At 57.3% G+C, this 20,223-nt stretch carries 15 protein-coding genes; 14 read left to right on the plus strand and 1 reads right to left on the minus strand.

Features of this window, described 5'->3' with window-relative positions:
• Positions 1–42: 42 nt before the first annotated feature.
• Positions 43–1,308 carry an arginine deiminase gene (locus J3U88_RS09770; RefSeq protein WP_207858430.1) on the minus strand — a complete coding sequence of 422 codons (1,266 nt, stop codon included), beginning with the start codon at positions 1,306–1,308 and terminating at the stop codon, positions 43–45.
• A gap of 1,631 nt (positions 1,309–2,939) precedes the next feature.
• Between J3U88_RS09770 and J3U88_RS09775 the strand changes: the two genes are divergently transcribed.
• The 14 genes from J3U88_RS09775 (at position 2,940) to ftsZ (ending at position 19,916) form a co-directional block, all read left to right on the plus strand.
• Positions 2,940–3,380 (plus strand): division/cell wall cluster transcriptional repressor MraZ, encoded by a 441-nt coding sequence (locus J3U88_RS09775; protein WP_207858432.1) that lies wholly within the window; start codon positions 2,940–2,942, stop codon positions 3,378–3,380.
• Positions 3,381–3,642: 262 nt separating this feature from the next.
• Positions 3,643–4,548, plus strand: coding sequence for a 16S rRNA (cytosine(1402)-N(4))-methyltransferase RsmH (rsmH, locus tag J3U88_RS09780; protein ID WP_207858433.1), 906 nt, complete (start codon positions 3,643–3,645; stop codon positions 4,546–4,548).
• Complete coding sequence (locus J3U88_RS09785; RefSeq protein ID WP_207858434.1) at positions 4,541–4,957, plus strand: FtsB/FtsL family cell division protein; 417 nt, start codon at positions 4,541–4,543, stop codon at positions 4,955–4,957. Before rsmH ends, J3U88_RS09785 begins: the two co-directional genes overlap by 8 nt.
• A gap of 4 nt (positions 4,958–4,961) precedes the next feature.
• A complete protein-coding gene (locus J3U88_RS09790) occupies positions 4,962–6,929 on the plus strand; it encodes a penicillin-binding transpeptidase domain-containing protein (protein ID WP_207858435.1) in 1,968 nt (655 codons plus the stop codon).
• A gap of 42 nt (positions 6,930–6,971) precedes the next feature.
• On the plus strand, positions 6,972–8,459 hold the full coding sequence (locus tag J3U88_RS09795) for a UDP-N-acetylmuramoyl-L-alanyl-D-glutamate--2,6-diaminopimelate ligase (RefSeq protein ID WP_207858436.1): 1,488 nt from the start codon (positions 6,972–6,974) through the stop codon (positions 8,457–8,459).
• Between the two features lie 10 nt (positions 8,460–8,469).
• Positions 8,470–9,900, plus strand: a complete 1,431-nt coding sequence (locus J3U88_RS09800) for a UDP-N-acetylmuramoyl-tripeptide--D-alanyl-D-alanine ligase (protein ID WP_207858437.1) — start codon at positions 8,470–8,472, stop codon at positions 9,898–9,900.
• 18 nt (positions 9,901–9,918) lie between these two features.
• Entirely contained in the window at positions 9,919–11,004 is a 1,086-nt protein-coding gene (mraY, locus tag J3U88_RS09805) for a phospho-N-acetylmuramoyl-pentapeptide-transferase (protein ID WP_207858438.1), read from the plus strand.
• A gap of 13 nt (positions 11,005–11,017) precedes the next feature.
• Positions 11,018–12,307, plus strand: a complete 1,290-nt coding sequence (murD, locus tag J3U88_RS09810) for a UDP-N-acetylmuramoyl-L-alanine--D-glutamate ligase (protein ID WP_243435876.1) — start codon at positions 11,018–11,020, stop codon at positions 12,305–12,307.
• Between the two features lie 18 nt (positions 12,308–12,325).
• Positions 12,326–13,429 carry an FtsW/RodA/SpoVE family cell cycle protein gene (locus J3U88_RS09815; RefSeq protein WP_207858440.1) on the plus strand — a complete coding sequence of 368 codons (1,104 nt, stop codon included), beginning with the start codon at positions 12,326–12,328 and terminating at the stop codon, positions 13,427–13,429.
• Positions 13,426–14,535, plus strand: coding sequence for an undecaprenyldiphospho-muramoylpentapeptide beta-N-acetylglucosaminyltransferase (murG, locus tag J3U88_RS09820; protein ID WP_207858441.1), 1,110 nt, complete (start codon positions 13,426–13,428; stop codon positions 14,533–14,535). The genes J3U88_RS09815 and murG overlap by 4 nt, the downstream gene beginning before the upstream one ends.
• Positions 14,525–15,898, plus strand: a complete 1,374-nt coding sequence (gene murC, locus J3U88_RS09825) for a UDP-N-acetylmuramate--L-alanine ligase (RefSeq protein ID WP_207858443.1) — start codon at positions 14,525–14,527, stop codon at positions 15,896–15,898. Before murG ends, murC begins: the two co-directional genes overlap by 11 nt.
• A 295-nt stretch (positions 15,899–16,193) precedes the next feature.
• On the plus strand, positions 16,194–16,883 hold the full coding sequence (locus J3U88_RS09830; protein WP_207858445.1) for a cell division protein FtsQ/DivIB: 690 nt from the start codon (positions 16,194–16,196) through the stop codon (positions 16,881–16,883).
• A 6-nt stretch (positions 16,884–16,889) separates the two neighbouring features.
• Positions 16,890–18,122, plus strand: coding sequence for a cell division protein FtsA (gene ftsA / locus J3U88_RS09835; protein ID WP_207858446.1), 1,233 nt, complete (start codon positions 16,890–16,892; stop codon positions 18,120–18,122).
• Between the two features lie 126 nt (positions 18,123–18,248).
• Positions 18,249–19,916: a cell division protein FtsZ gene (gene ftsZ, locus J3U88_RS09840; protein ID WP_207858447.1), complete on the plus strand. Its 1,668-nt coding sequence runs from the start codon at positions 18,249–18,251 to the stop codon at positions 19,914–19,916.
• Positions 19,917–20,223: the final 307 nt, after the last annotated feature.

Here is a 20,223-nt window from a genome sequence, read left to right on the forward strand (position 1 = left end):
TTCTCTTCTTTCTGAGGCGCGCCCTTTGGTAAGTGTGGTGGCTTAAAGAGGATCGCGCTGCAATGGGAAAGTCATACAGCGTGCGCCGCCGCGTGCACGGCTCAATTCGTTGCCGGCGATCATGACCATGGTGCGTTTTCCGTCCAGTAGATCGACCGAATCGGATAGGGCTTGTTCCGTGGTGAGAATGCGGTACCCGACTTTTTCCAGTTCTTCGGCTGTTTTGATGTTGCGGCTGTAGCCGAGAATCAAACCGGGCGCCATGCAAAACGCATTGGCACCGTCGGTCCACTGTTCCCGTTCTTGATCGAGCCGGTTGGTTCCCCCGCAGAAAACCGGCTTGAGGTGGTGCCCCTCTTTTTTCAAAGCGTTGAGGAAGTTGTCTTCCAGGGTAATGTGTAAGGAAGAGGAGGTGAGGTCCATTCGGATCACGGGCAGGCTCTGGATGGGGTTGTCCTCGCGGAAAAAGGGTGGGAAGACCAGGCAGTGTTCCGGGTCAATTTGGGTGAATACGGTGTCGAGGTGCATGACCGCGCGGTCGTGGGGCATCAGGACGGCAAATACCGTTTTGAACTGGGTATGGCGGCGCAATTTTTCGGCGAGCATGGTGACGGCGCTTTGGGTGGTGCGGATGCTGATGCCGATGGCGAGAATATCTTCGCTGAGGACGAGGGTGTCGCCGCCCTCGATGGTGTTGTTGTGCTCGGGGATCCCGCCGATGTAGCTGGGGATGGCGTCGAACCAAATTTGTTTTTCGTTTTCGATATGGTATTCGGGGTGAAATCGCAGCACGGTATCCAAAATAAAGGGTTCGGGACGGCGGGCGGCGGTGGCCATGTGATTAATGGAGACGCCGTTGCCGATGACGGAGGCGGGATCGCGCATGAACAGAAGGTTGGGGACGGGTGGAAAGCGGAATTGGTAGTTGGTTCCGTTGTCGATGTCTTCGTACCAGCCGGCGACGGCGGTTTCGGCAAGCTCTTTTGGATCTAGGTCGCTAAGGCGTTCTTTGTCCTGACCGTTGAGTTTATGGAGGATGCAAAAGCGGTCTAAAAAGTGTTCCCGCGCGCGGGGTTGGGCCAAGCTATCGGCGAGCATGTCTTGAACGTCAAAAACGCGGTCGGCTACTTTGTTCAGCACGCGCGAGAAGTCGTCGTGCTCGCCACGCGCTTCACGGCCGAACAGAATGTCGTCGAACAGTAAATCGTGCATCAGCGAGGGGGTCATGCGATCAACCTCAGGTCCGGGACGGTGGACCGCAACGGCACGCAGACGGCCGATTTCTGAAAAGATCGATAACTGACTCATAATTCCTCCCTGGTTTGGCGTGTTAAGGATCTGTTGGATGATGGCCCCGATTCTAGCAGGAAGTGGTGTAACGAAGAGATTAATGAAACGCTTCCCGGCAGAAGGTTGAAGCGTAGGGGAACCCCAAGGTGGGGTGTTACCTATTCACCCGTGAGCCAGATGATATTTCATTCGGTGTCGTGGGTGAAATAATTTTTTCATGCAGGGCGAAAAGTTTTCATTCGTCGCGGATCAGTGGGTGCCCTGGCGGGGTGTGCCCATGGCGTTGCGGGTGTTTTTTGACCTCGATGCAGAAAGGTCGGCTTGGGACACCCACCTTTTCACCCTCCATCAAATTTAGGACACCCACCTTTTCACAGCCCAATTTAGGACACCCACCTTTTCCTCTATTCGTTTCGGACCCACGTTCTACCTGCCCAATGAAGGACACCCTCCTTTCGGCAACCCAATCGAGGACACCCACTCTTTGGCGCCCCAATCGAGGACACCCACTCTTTGGCGCCCCAATCGAGGACACCCACTCTTTGGCGCCCCAATCGAGGACACCCACCTTTCTGATTTCCAAGCTGGGGATTCAAGTAGGTGGGTGTCCAACAAGTGAGTAGGTGGGTGTCCAATAATTGGGTACCTATGGGTTACAGATTCACTCACCCATTCTTTCGCGTCTCATACAGAGTTCCGGCGATCGAAAACCCAAGCAGAGGTAAAGACGGTGGGTGTCCCACTTTGCCCTGCCGATTTGGTGGGTGTCCCAATTTGCCATTTGCCCTGCCGATTTGGTGGGTGTCCCACTTTGCCCTGCCGATTTGGTGGGTGTCCCAATTTGCCACTGCCGATTTGGTGGGTGTCCCAATTTGCCATTTGCCCTGCCGATTTGGTGGGTGTCCCAATTTGCCGGGTGCCAACTGGGATTTGGTGGGTGTCCATAACTGGGACTGGCGAAAAAGGTGGGTGTCCGAAATTGGAATAACTGGGACTGGCGAAAAAGGTGGGTGTCCGAAATTGGAAAAAAGGTGGGTGTCCGAAATTGGAATAACTGGGACTGGCGAAAAAGGTGGGTGTCCGAAATTGGATGTCCTGAATTGGGTCTGAATTGGGGTGGGGGCGGTTTTTTTCTTTTCTGGACGTTGGGGATGGTTGATCGTGGTTTGGTCCACTTTGGTCCACCTTGAAGGTCCACTTTGGTCCACTTGGTTGTCCGAATGGGGGATTTTTGAGGCTGTGCCAATCCTTGATTTGGTTATCCGCCGTTTGCTTTATCTTGGGTTGGGGGCTTAGTGGGTACCTATATATAGTTGCTTTTTGTTTTTTTTGGCTGCTTGTGGTATGAATAGTTGATAAAGCCAATCCTTTAGGGTTCTTGAAAAAATTAAAAAAGAGCTTGTTTGTAAGTTCTTTAAAATGAAGTAGGTGTGTTTGGGTTGAGCGCCGGTTGAGCGCCGGTTGAGCGCCCTCGATTTGCGCTAGATCTAACATTTACTGGGGTTTATGTGATGAAAATCGCGACGTGGGAGGTGGTGGACTAAAGCGGACTGGTTTTGTTGACCTAGTGGACTGGGGTGGACTAGAATGGACTGCACGGGATAATTCGGATATCGTCTCTTCCGAAAGACCATCCTCGGTTGGGTTCTATGGCTACCCGGTTGCGGGGGCATGCTGAAGCGCGAATCGATGAGAAGGGCCGCCTCAAAATGCCTTCTGTCTTCAAAAAAAACTTGGAAAGTACCTATGGCAGTACCCTGTTTGTCACCGCCCTGACGGACGAGTACCTCCAGATCTATCCGATCCAGGTTTGGGAAGAAATCGAAGCGCGCGTCAACGCGCTGGGAGCCATGCATCCGCTAAAACGAAAGTTCCTAACGCGGGCCAACCGCTGTGGTGCCGAGGTGGAAATGGACAGCCAGGGACGCGTTTCGATTAAAACCAACCAACGCAGCCAGGTGGGGATTCTTCAAGATGTGGTCCTCATTGGTTGTACCGACCACATCGAGCTTTGGCCAGGGGAAGCCGTGTCCGAACTCGATGGTCAAGACGATTTCTCCGCGGAAGATTTCATGACGTTGGGAATCTAAGCGGCCCGCCCGAAATCGGAGGCGTGGTGCCGCCGTTCAAGGCATGAACCCAGGCAAAACGACCCTTGCAGGGACGGGTTGCCGCAACGAGATCGGGCCCCGGGGCGGAACAACGCCTTACGCCGAACCGGAAAAGCCCGCGACGACCGCAAAACACGCCGCCCGTGTTGATGCGGTTTTGTCGTCTCCAGTCCACGCTCGCGCGGGACGCCTTGCGCCGGTCCCGACCGACGCTTGCCACACCAGACGGGGTAAGCAGAAAGTGGTTCAACATATACCTGTTTTACTAAATCAAACCTTAGAAGGCCTGGCGATTAAGCCGGACGGCCGCTATTGGGACGGCACTTTTGGCGGTGGCGGTCACTCGGGCGAGATATTGTCGCGACTGAACAACGACGGTCGCCTGCTTGCCACGGATCGCGATGCGGTGGCGGAAGAACGCGCCGGCCGGTTCAGTGAAGATGCGCGCTTTTCCTTTCAACGCGGCACGATTCAGGTGATGACGGAAGAAGTCGCGGCGCCCCTGGACGGATTTTTATGGGATCTAGGCACCTCGATGATGCAACTCAAAGACCCGGAGCGTGGGTTCAGTTTTAAAGACGACGGCCCGCTCGACATGCGTATGGACCGCCGCCAAGAAACAACAGCGGCCGATTTGGTGAACGAAATGCTCGAGGAAGACCTGGCCAACCTTATATATAAGTACGGTGAAGACCGACTTTCGCGCCGCATCGCACGGCAGGTGGTGATGGCGCGGCAGCAGACACGAATTGAAACGACGCGCGAACTTGCGGAATGCTGCAAACGCGCTTATCCCAAAAAGCATCACCGTATCGACCCGGCCACGCGTACGTTCCAGGCGCTGCGCATCGCGGTGAATGATGAATTGGATCAAGTCAGCGATCCGCTGCCCAAGGCGGTGGCCAAACTCGGCGTCGGTGGACGCGCGGTGATTATTAGTTTCCACAGCTTGGAAGACCGAATCGTTAAACATTGTTTCCGCGAGCTGGCCGCCAACGGCCCCTATCGCATTGTGACCAAAAAACCGCTTGTCGCCGACGAACAGGAAGCACGAGAAAATCCTGCCTCGCGCAGCGCCAAATTGCGCGTTCTCGAACGTATGCCGGACGGCTGGACTGCCAAAAGAAAAGGAGGCCGCTATGAGTAAAGCATCTCAAGACTCGATTCCTTTCGCACGTGCGGATCGCAAGGTGGCGCCGACACGCCGACGCTCCTGGCAGATTTTGCAGTTCACGGCGGCGATGCTGTTACTGGTCTGCTGCATGATGTTTGTGGTTTACAAACGCAGCAACGTGGTGGATTTGGGTTACAGCATTTCGGAGTTGCGGCGCGAAAACGCGGAGCTCAAACAGGAGCAAATTCGCCTGCTTGGCGAAAAGGCCCGCCTGGAGCGTCCCGGCCGCATCCTTAAGAAAGCATTGGATATGGGCCTGCGCCCGGTACCCGCGGGACAGCGGTTTGAGGTGGTATTCCTCAACCAACCCTCGGCGCCGCGGCCGGAGCCTTCCCCGGAAGAACTGGACCAACTGGTAGCGAAAATCGAAACGGAACCCTGACCTTATGAAAAAAAAAGACCGCACCTTTCCAATCAGGATGAACATTCTGCTTGTATGCCTCTTCGCATGGGGTGCGGTCATTGTCTATCGTTTGGTAGACCTGCAAATTTTGCGTCACGAGGAAATGATTCAAAAAGCTGAAAATCTTCATCTTTTTGAAGAGTCGATTCCTGCGCGGCGCGGCGAAATTACCGATGCCCGCGGTCGTATTCTCGCGATAAGTCAAAAAGAACCCTACATCTTTGCCGATCCCAAGCTGATCGAGGACGCCGAAGCGACGGCGGCCCAACTAGCGGAGGTATTGGGACGGGACCGTCGTTGGGAGAAAAAGCAAGCGGCGGTGTTTGCCAACAAAAAGCGCCGTTTTTCCTATGTGGCGAAACGGACGGGCGAGGCCCAGGCACAGGCGGTTCGCGAGCTCAAGCTGAAGGGTGTTCACGTGCGTTACAAATCGTGGCGTACGTATCCCGGTGGCTGGTTGGCCTCGCATGTACTGGGTTTCATTTCCAGTGACGGCCGCACGAAGGAAGGGCTTGAGTCTCAGCTTGACGACGTGATGCGTGGGACACCGGGAAAACGCATTGTGATGCGGGACGGCCGCAAGCAACGCATTACGCTGAGCGGGGAGGACCCGGTCCTGCAAGAGCCGGAAGACGGCGCGGGCGTCACGCTGACACTGGACGCCAACATCCAGTTTTTTGTGGAAAACGCCTTGCGCCGCGCGTTGAAACAAACGCGTGCTAAAAACATTACGGCGATTGTGATGGACCCGCGCGACGGTCGTATTCTGGCGATGGCGAATGTGCCGGATTTCAACCCCAACCAATTCGGAAAATACAGCGCATTTGAGCGCAAGAACCGCGCGGTGGTCGACGTCTACGAACCCGCCTCGGCATTTAAAATTGTGACGGCCGCGGTGGGTTTGGAAACGGGACGGGTGCGCTTGAACGAAGTCATCGATTGCGACAAAAAACGAGGCGGGATTCAGGTTTACGACAAATTCATCCGCGATCACAAACCATTTGGACGGCTGACGGTGGCCGAGATTTTGTGGCACAGTTCGAACGTCGGTTCGGTGAAAATCGCCCAGCGGGTGCCGGAAGAACAGTTTTACACCTACATCAAAAAGTTCGGCTTCGGCCAGGAGACCGCGATTGATTTGCCGGCCGAGTCGAGCGGGATTTTGCGACCCTTGCCGCGGTGGTCGAAGGTCTCCTCGTCGTTTTTGTCCTTGGGTCACGAAATTTCGGTAACCCCGCTACAAATGCTGCGGGCGGCCTCGGCGGTGGCGAACGAGGGTCGCATGGTGCATCCCTACATCGTGGAACGGGTGAGCTACCCGGACGGTACGGTGGTCTCCGGGCGGCCGAAAGCGGCACCGATTCAGGTGATTACACCGCGGACGGCGGCCAAGTTGGTGACGGCGTTGCGCGGGGTGGTAACGGACGGAACGGCCCAGGCGGCAGCGATTGAGGGGGTGTCGGTTTTCGGTAAAACGGGTACGGCGCAGCGGTTGCAGGGCTCGCGTTACTCGCGCAAAAGTTTCAACGCTTCATTCGTGGGGTTTTTTCCCGAGGAGCAACCGCGCTACGGTATGATGATCGTCGTTCACGATCCCAAGGGTCGCAAGAAACACGGTGGTGAGGTGGCGGCGCCGATTTTTGCCGAAATCGGCGAGCAAATCGCGGCGTACGACAAGTCGTTGTCGCCCCGCACCAGGCTGCCGGTTTACGTCGACACGCCGGATTGGATGGAACGGGCGACGATCCCGAGTGTCGCCGAAGGAACCATGCCCGACCTAAACGGGTTAGGCCTCCGCAATCTCATGTATCAATGTGGCTTACTCGGCCTTGAGGTAGAGATCGACGGTCGCGGCAAAGTGGTGGGCCAGTGGCCGACCGCGGGCGAGCCGATTCCCGAGGATCGCCGCTGTCAGGTCGTGATGGGCTCGGATGTTGCCAAGGTGCGCTAGCCGAAACGTGGATGAGCAGGTGTTAGGAACGAAGGAAGACTTATGAAGTTGCGCGATCTAATTGAGGGTGTCGGGACGTTGATGACCGAAAGCAGCGGCGACCTCAAGATTTCCCACATCACCCATGACAGCCGCAAGGTTCAGCACGGCAGCATGTTCGTCGCCCTGGAAGGGCGCAACCGTGACGGCCACCAGTACGTGGGCTGCGCGACCCAATTGGGCGCGGTGTGCATTTTGACGAACCAGCCGGAGAAAGTGCCCTTCAGTATTCCGATTTGCAAGGTAGACGACCCGCGCAAAGCGATGGCCCTGTTGGCACGGCGCCTCAACAGGTACCCGGACCAACAACTCAAGGTTGTGGGTGTGACGGGGACCAACGGCAAAACCACCACGACCTATTTGGTGGCCGGCATCTTGCGCAAATTAGGGGTGACGGGGCGCATCGGCACGCTTAGTTACTTCAACGGAACCTCGGAGGAGCGCGCGACCCACACGACGCCGGAGTCCTCGGCTTTTTACCAAACCCTGGGTGAAATGGCGTTAAACAAGTGCCGTTATGCGGCGGTGGAGGTTAGCTCCCACGGCTTGATGTACGACCGTGTCTTGGGTCTTGAACTGCAATACGCCATTTTTACCAACCTCAGCCGCGACCACCTCGATTTCCACGGCAATATGGAATCCTATTTCCAAGCCAAACACCGCATTTTCTCCCTGCTCCGCAAGGGGGGTACGGCGATCATTAATTGGGATGATCCCTACGCCAAACGCATCGTGGTTCCAGAAGGCCGTGAAACCATTCGCTACGGTCTTACGGAGGACGCGGACCTGCGTTTTGAGGTGGTGTCGCTGGGGATCAAAGGCGCCGAGTTCGACATTTTCTTCCGCGGTGAATCGGCCCGTTTCCGCATTCCCTTGATGGGCCTTCACAACATTTACAACTATTGCTGTGCGCTGGCGGTGGCGATGGGCGAAGGGATCAGTTTGGCCGAGGCGGCTGCTTCGACCAGCGAGATTCGCGCGGTGCCGGGTCGCTTGGAGTTGATGGATTGCGGCCAGCCGTTTGGGGTGGCCGTCGACTTTGCCCACACGCCGGATGCCCTCAAAAGCGTGCTCTCGGCTTGCGCGGAAACCAACCCCAATCGACTAATCACGGTATTTGGCGCGGGCGGCGACCGCGACCATAGCAAACGGCCTGAAATGGGTGCCGTCGCCGGGCGTTACTCCGACCTTGTGATTCTGACCACCGACAACCCACGCACCGAGGATCCCGAGGTTATTATGGATATGGTGCAGAAGGGGATTAAGCGGCCGCTCGGCCCCGGGTTCATCCGCCAGGTGGACCGACGCCAGGCCATCCACGCCGCCATCCAAGCCGCCGAGAAGGGTGATTTGGTGGTGATCGCGGGGAAAGGCCACGAAACCACCCAGGAAATTCACGGTCGTCACTATCCCTTTAACGATTGGGAAGTGGCTCTTGGTTTTATTCGGCAGCGGTTCCCCGCCCAGCAGGCGCGGGCCGAGGATCAATGAGGAGAAACCCATGAGTCAGGTTCCCTATTCATTCAAAGATGCGCCGGCGATGGCGGTAGAGCGTTTGACGGATGTCATTCGCGTATTGCAGCCCAAGGCGCACGGCTGCACCGAGGATGTCGCGGTAACCGGATTTAGCATTGATAGCCGTAATGTACAGCCGGGCGAGATTTACGTGGCGATCCAGGGACAGCGTGTCGACGGGCACCAGTTCTGCGATGAGGCGATGAAACGCGGCGCGGTCGCATGTTTGGTGACCCACACGGAAGGGATTGAACAAAGCAAGCAATGCATTGTGGTTGAAGACAGTATTCGCGCCTTGGGTTACCTGGCGGCCTGTCACCGACGCGCGATGAAAGCGAATGTGATCGGGATCACCGGCAGCGTGGGCAAAACCACGACCAAAGAAATTTTAACGGCGGTGTTGAACACCAACTGGCGCACCCGTAAAAGCCAGGGTAATTACAACTCAACCATCGGCTTGCCGATTGAACTGTTGAAACTGCGGCCGGACGACGCGTGGATGGTCGCCGAGATGGGGATGTCGACGGCGGGAGAAATCGCCCAACTCGTCGACATCGCCAAACCCCAGGTGGCGCTTTGGACGGCGGTTCAGCCGGTGCATCTCGCCAATTTTGAGAATATCGACGGGATTGTGAACGCCAAGGCCGAGTTGATGGAAGGTTTGGGCGAAGACGGTTTGCTGATTTTTAACGCCGACGATCCGCGCGTCGCCAAACGTTGCGCGGCCTTCGCGGGTCGCAAGTTTTCCTACGGTATTCTCGATGCCCGAGCCGACGTTCGCGCCCGCATCGAACCTTTCTCGGATTGGGACAGCACACCCTTTATGGTGGAGTTCGGAAAAGGCAAACACCAAATGTTGAACCTACCGATGGTGGGGCGTTTTAACGTGGGCAATGCGCTGGCGGCCTGCGCGGTCGGGCTGGCACTCGGTGTTTCCGGCTCGGATTTGGTCGCGGCCTTGCGCTACATTAAACCCAGTGACCAGCGTTGCAAGCTTTTGGCTTACACCGGCGATGTGTTGGTGGTGGACGACTCTTACAACGCCAACCCTTACGCGGTTGAGCAGGTACTGCGTTCCTTCGCGCCCTTGTCGCCGCGATATTTCCGCTGGCTGGTGCTGGGTGACATGCTTGAACTGGGTGATGAGGAAGAACAAATCCACCTCGAACTGGGTTACCGTTTGGCCGGTTACGGCTTTGATCGCATCACACTGGTGGGCGACTTGGTGGAACGTACCTACGAGGGTTTAAAAACCCGCGCCGCGGACGGTGTGGAACTCGAGTACTTCAGCTCGGTCAACGAGGCCGCCGCCGCCTTGAACGGCCCGATACCGGAAGGCGCACGTATTTGGTGTAAGGCCAGCCGCGGCATCCGCCTCGAACGCTTCGTTCAAGCGCTAACCGCGAAACTCGCATAAGGCACAAGGAAGTCCTCCATGCTTTTTTATCTGTTGGCACCCTACGCCGACTTATACAGCATTGCCAATTTCTTCAGCTACATTACGGTGCGTTCCGCTTTGGCCGGTGCCACCGCTTTTTTGTTGTGTCTGTTGCTGGGCCCGATGGTGATCCGCAAATTGCGTGCGCTCAGCATCGGTCAAGAAATTCGCGAAGAAGGCCCGCGGAGCCACCAGAAAAAGGCGGGCACGCCCACGATGGGCGGGGTGCTGATTCTCACCGCGGTGCTGTTTAGCACCCTGTTTTGGGCCAATTTGGCCAACCCGATGGTGTGGATCCAAATTTTTGCCACGGTTGGCTTTGGCGCCGTCGGCGCGGTAGACGACCTGTCCAAGGTCCTCAAGCGCCGCAACCTGGGTCTCACCGCCAAACGCAAGTTCGCGTTGCTGACCTTGGTCGGCGCACTGGTTGCGGTTGCCATGATGTATTTGGCGTTGCAAGGCGACTTCACCACCAAGCTTTACTTGCCGTTTTTCAAAAACATCCACCCTGAAATGGCGCTGTTGTTTTTGCCTTTTGCAATGATTGTGCTCTTGGGTTCCTCCAACGCGGTTAACCTGACTGACGGGCTCGACGGTTTGGCGATCGGCGCCTCGGGTGTTGCGTTTTCCACGTACACGGTTATTGCTTACTTGACGAGCCACATTACCATGGCCAACCACCTGGCCATCCCCCACGTTCCCTTGACGGGTGAACTGGTGGTTTATGGTGCGGCCATGGCCGGTGGCTGCATGGGTTTTTTGTGGCACAATGCGCACCCGGCAGATGTTTTCATGGGCGATACCGGCGCGCTTTCGTTGGGCGGCGCCTTGGGCACCATGGCCCTGTTGACCACCCATTCGGTGCTCCTGGTAATCGTGGGTGGCTTGTTTGTGATCGAAGCGCTTTCGGTCATTTTACAGGTGGCCAGTTTCAAATGGCGCAAGAAACGCATTTTCCTGATGTCGCCGATCCACCACCACTTTGAGCTAAAAGGCTGGCATGAATCCAAGGTGATTGTTCGTTTTTGGATGGTGTCGATTTTGTTTGCCATCCTCGCCTTGAGTACCTTGAAATTGCGATAGGGACGGAATCTTGATGAAACCTGTAATGGTCGCGGGCCTCGGCCGCAGCGGTCTGGCGGTGGTTGACCGCTTGAAAGCCGAAGGCCTGCCTTTTGTAACCTACGACGACCGCGAAGCCATGGCGGAAGGCGTCGAAGGGACCCAACAACACTACCAACATGCCGCCGCCGTCGACTGGTCGTCGGTGGCGGAGCTGGTGGTTTCGCCCGGGATGGCGATCACGCATCCGCTGATCATCGCCGCGGGCAAAGCGGGGGTGTCGGTCATCTCCGAACTGGAGTTTGCCTTTCGTCGCTGTCGGGGCACGCTCGTGGCGGTAACGGGATCCAACGGCAAATCAACCACGGTCAGCCTGATCCACCATTTACTGGAAACAGCGGGACGCGCGGTGCGCTTGGGTGGGAACATCGGCACGGCGTTCAGCGCGATTGTCGACGACCGCGAGGATGTGGTGTACGTGGTGGAGGTGTCCTCCTTTCAACTAGAGCATGTGCAGACGTTTCGGCCCGATATCGGCGTGATCCTCAATGTTTCGGCCGATCACCTCGACCGCCACGGGGATTTGGCCACCTATCGGGCGGTCAAAGAACAACTGTTCGCGCGGCAAAACAGCGAAGACCTGGCCCTGGCCGCGCCGGAACTGGCCGCCGGTTTGCCAGGCGATGCGCGAACGCTGGCATTGCCGAATCGAAACGATACCTTGACCGAGCATGCCTTGCGTGTATCCGGCTTGGGTTATTTTGCTTACAGTCTCAATCCGCTGCTGGTGGGACCCAACCGCACCAACGCCTTGTTCGCCTGTGTTGTGGCGCGGGCCTTGGGACTTGACGGCGCATCGATTCGTGCCGCTTTGGCCTCGTTCGCGGGGCTGGAACACCGCATGGAGCGTGTCGGCACGGTGGCGAACCGCTTGTGGATCAACGACACCAAGGCGACCAACGTCCACGCGGCCCAAGCCGGGATTGATGCAATGCAGGGAAAATACGTGCTTATTTTAGGGGGCAGCGACAAAGGGGAGCGCTTCGACGGCTTGAAACTTGCACAAAATCCTCCGCAACACATTGTCGCTTACGGTGAGACGGCACCTTCGATTTGTGCCGATTTGGCGGATTTTCAGCCGGTTCGCGTCGACGCCTTCGACGCGGCGTGTCGCGAGGCACACCGTCTGGCCGCGCCGGATTCGGTGGTTTTGTTGTCTCCCGCCTGTGCTTCCTTCGATCAATTCCAAAGCTTCGTTCATCGCGGTCTTCGTTTTAAACAGTTGTTTTCCCAAATCGATTCATCCACCGCACCTTCGTGCTGAAGGTGAGGAGCCCACACCATGCAATCCGTCCTTAAACCCAAAAAACCCGATTTGCTACTGATGATTCCCGTGGCCGTCCTGCTCGGCTTCGGTATGGTCATGGTGTATTCGGCCTCGGGGATCCAATCCCGCGAGCTGTACAACGATTCCGGCGTGATTTTTTTCAAACAATTTGTGGCGATGATCATGGGGTTGGCCGCGTTTGCGGTGGGTTTTGCGGTCCCTCACAAGGTGTACCGCCGCAAGTCGGTCCTGCTGACCGGTGTGGCGATTGTGACGCTGCTGCTGATCGCGGTGAAATTCCAGTCGGCGGCCAACGGGGCGACGCGCTGGTTCTACATCGGACGGTTCGGCTTCCAGCCTTCCGACCTTGCCAAACTCTTGGCAATTATGGTGGTTGCCGCCTTTGCCACGGCCCAGTTTGAGGGGCCGAAACTGTGGCAGCGGCGGCTGATTCCCATTTTTATGATCGTGGGACTGTTTTGTAGCCTGATCCTCATCCAGCCGGATTTCGGCACCACCATGATCATTATTTTTATCGTGGGCCTGATGCTGTTTTTGGCGGGGATCCCCAAAAAATACCTCATGATCGGCGGCTTGCTGCTGCTGCCGCTCATTATCGGATTGGTGCTCACCAAGGGCTACCGCTTCAAGCGCATCACCGACTTTATTTACAACGAGCACTACCAAAACCGGCAGGCCAAAATCGCGATTGGTTCGGGTGGTCTCAACGGGCTCGGGCTTGGTCAGGGCAAGCAAAAACTGTATTACCTGCCCGAACCCCACACGGATTTCATTTACGCCACCCTGGGTGAGGAATTCGGCTTTTTGGGCACGCTGAGCGTGGTGCTCTGTTTCTTTGCCTTCCTGCTGCGCGGCATTTACGTGCTGAACCGGGTGGATTCACCGCACTCCCAGGTGCTGGGAGCGGGTTTGCTGCTCCTGATAACCACCCAGGCGTTTATGAATATTTCGATCACCCTGGCGTTGTTCCCCAACAAGGGGATTACCTTGCCCTTTATGAGCGCGGGCGGAACCTCGCTCATTCTGATGCTGGGTATTTGTGGCATTTTGTTGAATATCAGCCGTTTCCGCGTGGTCGATAACCGGGTGGCGGTATGACGACAACCTACATGATTGCCGGCGGTGGTACCGGCGGGCATATTTTCCCGGCCTTGGCCATTGGTCAAGCATTGCGCGACCAGGTACCCGAGGCGCGCATTGTGTTCGTGGGCACGCGCTACGGGATGGAAACCAGCCTGATCCCCGACGCGGGCGAAAAGCTGCTGACGTTGCCGATCCGCGGTTTGCTTGGCAAAAGTATGCTGAAAAAGGCCGCGATGATCTGGCGCATTCCCGCCAGTTTCTTGCTGAGCGTGATCTACCTGTTGCGTTTCCGCCCCAAGGTGGTGATCGGGGTGGGCGGCTATGCCTCGGCGCCGCTGTTGTGGACCGCGGCCATGTTGCGGATACCGACCTTAATCCAAGAACAGAACGCCTTTCCGGGTTTGGCCAACCGCATGTGCGCCAAGGTGGCCCAGCTCGCTTGCCTTGGCTTTGAGGAAGCCGGCCGTCATTTGGCCTGTGCCGGCATCGTTACCGGCAATCCGGTGCGCCGCGATTTTTGCGAGGGCAAACCCTGGTCGCGCAAACGGCCGCTCCTGCTGGTTTTGGGCGGCAGCCAAGGCGCGCGTTCCCTCAACGAACGGTTGCCGGTCGTGCTGCAGCGCGTGATCGAGCCCGAGATGCAACTGGAAGTGGTTCACCAGTGCGGTCGCAAGTACGTGGCCGAGGTGGAGCAAGCCTACCGCGATGCGCCCTTTCCGGTGCGGGTGGTTTCTTTCATTGAAGATCTGAGCAAATTAATGGATGATGTGCGCTTGGTTGTTTGCCGCTCCGGCGCCTCGACCATCGCCGAGCTGAAATTGGTGCGCGTCCCCGCGGTTTTGATTCCCTTTCCCGCCGCCACCCATGATCACCAAACTTTTAATGCCAAGAGCTTGGCGGCATTGGGCGCTGCTGAACTGGTTCCCGAAAACGATTTGGACCGGCTCGAATCCCTGCTTCAGGCGTTACTCGGCGAACCCGAACGCCTTCAAAAAATGGTGACCGCCTACCCGCGCACCCGGGTCAACAGTGCCGACCAAGTCGCGCGTTTGGCGTTGCAGCTTCAGGAACGCCGTCCCGTCAAAGATATTTTGAAGGAGCAACAAGCTCATGTTTCGTAAAATCAAAGCCATTCACTTCGTGGGCATCGGCGGCAGCGGCATGTCCGGCATCGCTGAAATTCTCTTGTCTTCCGGTTACACCGTTTCCGGTTCCGACATGCGCCGTTCGGACACGACAGACCGTTTACAAGAGTTGGGTGCCGAGGTGTTTATCGGCCACGACCCCCAGCACATTGTCGGCCGCGAGGTGATCGTGGTTTCGAGTGCGATCAAACGCGACAATCCCGAACTGATCGCGGCCCGCTACCGCAACATCCCCATCATCCCGCGTGCGGAGATGTTGGCTGAAATTATGCGGATGAAATACGGCATCGCCGTGGCGGGCGCGCACGGCAAAACCACGACCACCAGCATGTTGGCCCATGTGTTGGGCGATTCGGATTTGGATCCGACGGTGGTCATCGGCGGACGCCTGAACAAATTTAATTCCAACGCGCGTCACGGCAAAGGCGAACTGATTTTGGCCGAGGCCGATGAATCGGACGGCAGTTTTATGCGCCTGTCGCCCACGATCAGCATTGTGACCAACCTCGACGAAGAACACCTGGAACACTACAAAGGCGGCATGGACGAGATTGCGGAAACCTTTTTGGCTTTTATGAACAAGGTCCCGTTTTACGGATTGGTGGTTGCCTGCAAGGACGACGAACGCCTGAACCAATTGTTGCCGCGTGTGACACGGCCGTTGCTGACCTACGGTCTGCACGGTGACGCCGAGTTGTCCGCCGCCAACATACGCAGCGAAGGTTTTTCGATGAGCTACGACTTGATGGTGCGCGGCGCGTCCTTGGGTCGGATCGAGCTATCGGTCCCGGGCATGCACAACGTGGTGAACTCCCTGGCCGCGGTGGCGGTTGGTTTGGAACTGGACCTGCCGATTGATTCGATTCGCGAGTCGCTCAAAAAGTTCACCGGCGCCGACCGTCGTTTTTTCCGGGTCGGCGAAGCCAAGGGTCGGCTAATTATGGACGATTACGCCCACCATCCCACCGAAATTACCGTGACCTTGGACGCGGCCAAGGCGGCCTACGACGGTCGGGTTGTGGCCTTGTTCCAACCCCACCGCTACACGCGTTTGCGCGATACCTGGGACCGCTTTTTGGACTGTTTCGGCAAGGCGGACGAGGTGATCGTTTTGCCGGTTTTCCCCGCGGGCGAGGCACCGCTGCCGGGGGTTGATTCGGCAACCTTTACGGAAAAGTTGCAACAAAAACACCCGGCGGTTCGCTATCTTGACGACGCCGAGAAACTGCCGCAATTCCTGCTGGAACACACCGGTGAAGGCGACATGATCATGGGTTTGGGGGCCGGTTCCATCGGCGCGATGACCCGGCGCCTGCACGCGAACTGGACCGGCGCCTAATTCCCGGTTGGAAAAACTTAACTCACTGAAAACAAGGAGAATAACCAGAGGGAGAAAAAGAGCTTGAGGAATGGCCCGCGCGTGCTTCGGCGCTTCTTTTTTCTCTGTAATCGGTTGACGTCTTATGGTAGCATTCCCACAATATTGCAATCCCAGGCTCACACGTCCGTGTCGGCCGCGTATCGCGCGGAACGGTCGGCCTTTTGCCGGATTACGGGGCGGTAGCAAGCGCAAGCGGCGGTCGCAAGGGTTTCTAAGATTCGCCGGGTATTTTTTGTTTTACGGGGTTCTGGTTATGGGATTGTCCACACTAGTAGGTTACGGTTACCGAACCCTGCGCAGCCACCCCCGCTTCGCGATTCAACAGATTGAGATTCAGGGTGCCGGCCCCAGTGCGGAGCGTGAGATTCGTCAAATTTTGGAGCCTGTGCTTGGTCACAATGTGTTTTCGTTGGACTTGGGTTCCTTGCAGCGGCGTATACTCGATTATCCACGGGTTAAAAGCGTGGTGGTGCGGGGTGAAGTTTCAGGGACGCTGCGCCTGGATGTGGTGGAACACGAGCCGGCCGGTTTGGTTCAAATCGAAAACCGCATTTTGGTGGTCAACCGCGAGGGCGACATGCTGGGCTCCTACGAACATTTCGGCCGTCCCTTGGACTTGCCGGTTTTGGTGGGCCTGGAGGGCAATGAGGACCTCACCGTCCTGATCGAACGCGGTTTGGCCACGCTCGCGGCCTTGCGCGACACGAGTTTGGTGTTTTGGGACAACGTTGAAACGCTGAATTTGGGTAACCCCGAGAACATGATCGTGACCTTGCGCAGTGAACCGGCGCCGATTTATTTGGGGCGCCGGGTGATCGCCGAAAACATTATGAATTACTTGTCAATTGCACAACGTGTGCGTGAGGATTATCCTCAACTTCAATACATCGAGTTGGGTTACCCCAACCAAGTCGCCGTGATGCCGGTGAGGGGAGAAGAGTAGGGACCCATGGCCAGACAGGAAAAATACATCGTAGGGCTCGACGTCGGCACCAGCAAAATTTGCGTGGTCGTTGGTGAAATCAAGCCGGAAGGCGAACTGGACGTGATTGGGATCGGCAGCGCCGATTCATCCGGTTTGCGCAAAGGCGTGGTGGTTTCATTGGACAAAACCGTCGAAGGCATTCGCCGCGCCGTCGAAGAGGCCGAACTCATGGCCGGGATTGAGATTAGCCGGGTGTTTATCGGCATTTCGGGCAACCATATCCGCGGTTTTAACAGCCGCGGCGTGATTGGTATTTCCACCAAACAAAATGAGATTTTCGGCGAAGATATAGAACGGGTGATTGAGGCGGCCCATCCCGCGGGGATGCCCGCCGACAGTGAAATCATTCACGTGTTGCCGCAAGAATTTAAAGTGGACGACCACGAGGGCATTATGGACCCGCGCGGCATGAGCGGACGCCGTTTGGAAGTGAACGCGCATATCGTGACCGGTTCCACCACCGCGATTCAAAACATGATTACCTGCGTCCATCGCACCGGACTGAACTTGGCGGGCAAGGTGTTGGTTCAAAAAGCCAACGCCGAGGCGGTGCTCACCGAGGACGAGAAGGAGATGGGTGTGGCGCTGGTTGACATCGGCGCGGGTACCACCAACATTGCGATTTTCGAGCGAGGTAGCCTGTGGCACACCGCGGTGATCCCGGTGGGTGGTTACAACTTCACCAACGACATCGCCATCGGGCTGCGGATGCCGATTCCCGATGCGGAAAAAATAAAGAAGAAATACGGGTGCGTCCTGAGCAGCTATATCGATGACGAGGCGGTCATTGAAATTAGCGGCGTGGGCACACCTAAAACGCGCATGATTCCCCAGGGAACCCTGGTGGAGATCCTGCAACCTCGAGCGGAAGAACTGTTCGGCCTGGTTCACGAAGAAATTCGTAAAGCGGGCTACGAATCCGTAATTAACTCGGGATTGGTCGTGACCGGCGGCGGGGCGTTGCTGACGGGCATGGCGGAAATCGGCGAGTTAGCGTTCAACCTACCTGCGCGGTTAGGCAAACCCACGGGCATAGGCGGCCTTGTGGATGTCGTATCCTCGCCGATTTACTCGACCGCGATCGGGCTGATCAAGTTTGGTCAGGTCCAAAGCGATCAGGGACATCGGCAGCCGGAGACCGGGGTACGCAAGGTATTCAAGCGGATTAAGGAGTTTTTCTTAGCCGACTACATTTGACTTTTGGGGGATGGGCGGATCCACCGAAGTGTGAGTGTCCCCGAGGGGGCACGTCCTAGCACGAGCGCGGCGCTTGAGACACGCGGCGCTTGTGAGCAGCGGATAAAGCATTTCAGGAGTGGGTGAATGATTGAATACGGCGAAGATCAATCAAAAATCAATCTACAGTTTGAGGATGAGGTAAATGCCCAACCCGGCGCCAACATTAAGGTGATCGGGATCGGCGGCGGCGGCGGTAACGCGGTTGACCGCATGATTGAGGCAGGCGTGAGCGGGGTCGACTTTATTGTAGCGAATACCGATGCACAGGCATTGCGCCGCAGTCACGCGCCCATCAAGATTCATATTGGTTCGAAAATTACCAAAGGGCTCGGTGCCGGCGCCAAACCCGAGGTCGGTCGTGAAGCCGCGCTGGAAGATACCAACGCGATTCTCGAGCAACTCGAGGGTGCCGACATGGTGTTTGTCACCGCGGGCTTGGGCGGTGGGACCGGGACCGGGGCCGCGCCGATTATCGCGTCACTTGCCAGTGAATTGGGTTCACTGGTGGTTGCCGTGGTGACCTCGCCCTTTTCGTTTGAAGGGCCGCGTCGGCGTCGCAATGCCGAGTCCGGCTTGAAGGAACTCAAGGGCAGCGTCGATACCGTGATTACCATTTCCAACGACAAATTACTGCAAACCGTGCCCGACGATACCCCGTTTACCGAGGCTTTTCGTATCGCGGACGACGTATTGCGCCAAGCGGTGCAGGGCATCAGTGATTTGATCAACGTGCCCGGTGTGATCAACCTTGACTTTGCCGATGTGAAAACCATCATGCAGGGAATGGGTGTGGCCTTGATGGGGAGTGGCAACGCTTCCGGCGATACCCGCGCGGTGGAAGCCGCCCAAAATGCGATTTCCTCGCCGTTGTTGGAAGAAGCCAACATCAACGGTGCACGCGGCGTGCTGCTGAACATCGTCGGTGGCCCGGACCTGACCATGAGCGAAATCAACGAGGCGGCCTCTTTGATTCACCAGGCCTGCGACCCCGATGCCGAGATTATTTTCGGTGCGGTGACCGACGAGAAGATGACGGGCAGCGTGACGGTGACCGTGATCGCGACCGGCTTTTCAACGCCGAGCCGCGAATTGCGCGAGTCGACCAACGACAACCTCGAATTTTTCCCGCGTGGTTCCGAGCCGGGTGTTCCGGTAGCCGAGGCCCATTCGCGTCAAGCGCAACCCCGCCAAGCGTCTCCGCGTCAAGCGCAACCGCGTCAAGCGCAACCGCGTCAAGCGCAACCGCGTCAAGGGCCACAGCGTCAAGGGCAACAGCCGCGCCGGGTGCAACAGCAGCCGGCGGCGCAACCGCCGGGTCATGGTGCCGCGGCTCCTGCAAAACCCAGCGCGCGTCCCATTCCGTTGCACGCGGAAGAATCTCAGGCCCCGCGCAAACCCCGTGCGGAAGAGCCGGTCGGCAAGTCCACGGAGCAAGCGGGCGGTGGACGTAAACCGATGGGTCGCAAAGCTGCTGCTGATGCGCGCGCCTTCGCCCGTCCCAACAAGCATCAATCGCGTACCAAAGATGTTGGTCGCGAGGCCGGTATGGCTGATGAGCCGGCCGCGCCGCGAGGTGGCGAAACCGCCAATATGTTGCCGATGGATTCCGTGGATTACCCCACGCCGGAAGCGACCATGAAACACGTGCTGATGACGCCGCAGGGTTACGGTGCCAACAACATGGGTTTCGAGGACGACAACGACCTGGACATCCCCACCTACCTGCGTAACATGCGCAAACTCAAAAAGTAAAACCAACCCTTGGGCCGTGCATTTGTGCGGCCCTTTTCAATTGCCTTCAGGATACGGGCCTGCTGCAGTAGGGTCCCGCCGGAGGTGTATCTGCTGCTTGATCCTGTCCCCAAACGCGGGCGCCGGTTGGGCCGACCCTGTCTCAGTCGGCCGGGAGCCGTTCGCGGCTTTGGTGGTCGGCTTGGAGTGCGTCATTCGCCGTGCACTCCAAGCCGGCCCACCCTCATTGAGGATGGTTTGAGACGGATTTGGTTTTTAGCCCGCATTTCTCACGAGGATTCGTCGCGAGAAGCTGAAAGCCGTGCGA

This window comes from Acanthopleuribacter pedis (assembly GCF_017377855.1).
Lineage (GTDB): Bacteria > Acidobacteriota > Holophagae > Acanthopleuribacterales > Acanthopleuribacteraceae > Acanthopleuribacter > Acanthopleuribacter pedis.

Excerpts from the sequence above, each read along its gene's own strand:
- J3U88_RS09770 (WP_207858430.1), bottom strand. The coding sequence starts at position 1,308 with ATGAGTCAGTTATCGATCTTTTCAGAAATCGGCCGTCTGCGTGCCGTT.
- J3U88_RS09775 (WP_207858432.1), top strand. The coding sequence starts at position 2,940 with ATGGCTACCCGGTTGCGGGGGCATGCTGAAGCGCGAATCGATGAGAAG.
- J3U88_RS09785 (WP_207858434.1), top strand. The coding sequence starts at position 4,541 with ATGAGTAAAGCATCTCAAGACTCGATTCCTTTCGCACGTGCGGATCGC.
- J3U88_RS09790 (WP_207858435.1), top strand. The coding sequence starts at position 4,962 with ATGAAAAAAAAAGACCGCACCTTTCCAATCAGGATGAACATTCTGCTT.
- J3U88_RS09795 (WP_207858436.1), top strand. The coding sequence starts at position 6,972 with ATGAAGTTGCGCGATCTAATTGAGGGTGTCGGGACGTTGATGACCGAA.
- J3U88_RS09800 (WP_207858437.1), top strand. The coding sequence starts at position 8,470 with ATGAGTCAGGTTCCCTATTCATTCAAAGATGCGCCGGCGATGGCGGTA.
- mraY (WP_207858438.1), top strand. The coding sequence starts at position 9,919 with ATGCTTTTTTATCTGTTGGCACCCTACGCCGACTTATACAGCATTGCC.
- murD (WP_243435876.1), top strand. The coding sequence starts at position 11,018 with ATGAAACCTGTAATGGTCGCGGGCCTCGGCCGCAGCGGTCTGGCGGTG.
- J3U88_RS09815 (WP_207858440.1), top strand. The coding sequence starts at position 12,326 with ATGCAATCCGTCCTTAAACCCAAAAAACCCGATTTGCTACTGATGATT.
- murG (WP_207858441.1), top strand. The coding sequence starts at position 13,426 with ATGACGACAACCTACATGATTGCCGGCGGTGGTACCGGCGGGCATATT.
- murC (WP_207858443.1), top strand. The coding sequence starts at position 14,525 with ATGTTTCGTAAAATCAAAGCCATTCACTTCGTGGGCATCGGCGGCAGC.
- J3U88_RS09830 (WP_207858445.1), top strand. The coding sequence starts at position 16,194 with ATGGGATTGTCCACACTAGTAGGTTACGGTTACCGAACCCTGCGCAGC.
- ftsA (WP_207858446.1), top strand. The coding sequence starts at position 16,890 with ATGGCCAGACAGGAAAAATACATCGTAGGGCTCGACGTCGGCACCAGC.
- ftsZ (WP_207858447.1), top strand. The coding sequence starts at position 18,249 with ATGATTGAATACGGCGAAGATCAATCAAAAATCAATCTACAGTTTGAG.